Origin of the sequence: Allorhodopirellula solitaria, assembly GCF_007859855.1 — a bacterium.
GTDB classification, from domain to species: domain Bacteria; phylum Planctomycetota; class Planctomycetia; order Pirellulales; family Pirellulaceae; genus Rhodopirellula; species Rhodopirellula solitaria.
On the sequence record NZ_SJPK01000062.1, the window covers coordinates 1 to 1,173 of the forward strand.

Annotated in this window: 1 protein-coding gene; it reads right to left on the bottom strand. The window is 57.6% G+C overall.

Annotated elements, in window-relative coordinates; genetic code table 11:
• On the bottom strand, positions 1 to 1,009 hold a 1,009-nt coding region (locus tag CA85_RS24635; protein ID WP_456236673.1), incomplete at its 3' end, for a cadherin domain-containing protein.
• Between the last annotated feature and the right edge of the window lie 164 nt (positions 1,010 to 1,173).

The following is a 1,173-nucleotide window of genomic DNA, read 5'->3' on the forward strand; positions in this document are numbered from 1 at the left end:
TCTCGGACGATTCATCGATCGAGGTTTCGCTCAGTGCGATTGCCGTTGGGGCCGTATTCTCAGCGGCCTCAGTCACGGTGATCGTGAACATCTCTTCGGTCGACAGTCCACCGGCATCGGTGCTGCTAACGCGAACCGAATAGCTCGACTGGGTGTCGAAGTCGAGTTCGCCAACCGTCTTGATTTGGTCGCCATCGATTTCGAAAGCAGCGTTGTCGGTATCGCCTTCACCGGCGACCAGAGCGTAGGTGAACGTGTCACCCGCGTTAGCGTCAGTGCTGGAGAGCGTACCAACAGCCGTTCCGATTTCGGACGATTCGTCGATCGAAGTTTCGCTCAGTGCGATCGCGGTCGGGGCCGTGTTTTCAGCGGCCTCAGTCACGGTGATCGTGAACATCTCTTCGGTCGACAGTCCACCGGCATCGGTGCTGCTGACGCGAACCGAGTAGCTCGACTGGGTATCGAAGTCGAGTTCGCCGACCGTCTTGATTTGGTCGCCATCGATTTCGAAAGCAGCGTTGTCGGTATCGCCTTCACCGGCNACCANNGCGTAGGTGAACGTGTCACCCNCGTTAGCGTCAGTGCTGNNNAGCGTACCNACNGCCGTTCCGATNTCGGACGATTCATCGATCGAAGTTTCGCTNAGTGCGATCGCNGTNGGNGCCGTGTTTTCAGCGGCCTCGGTCACGGTGATCGTGAACATCTCTTCGGTCGACAGTCCACCGGCATCGGTGCTGCTGACGCGAACCGAATAGCTCGACTGGGTGTCGAAGTCGAGTTCGCCAACCGTTTTGATTTGGTCGCCATCGATTTCGAAAGCAGCGTTGTCGGTATCGCCTTCACCGGCCACCAGAGCGTAGGTGAACGTGTCACCGGCGTTAGCGTCAGTGCTGGAGAGCGTACCAACAGCCGTTCCGATTTCGGACGATTCATCGATCGAAGTTTCGCTGAGTGCGATCGCGGTTGGAGCCGTGTTTTCAGCGGCCTCAGTCACGGTGATCGTGAACATCTCTTCGGTCGACAGTCCACCAGCATCGGTGCTGCTAACGCGAACCGAATAGCTCGACTGGGTATCGAAGTCGAGTTCGCCAACCGTCTTGATTTGGTCGCCATCGATTTCGAAAGCAGCGTTGTCGGTATCGCCTTCACCGGCCACCAGAGCGTAGGTGAACG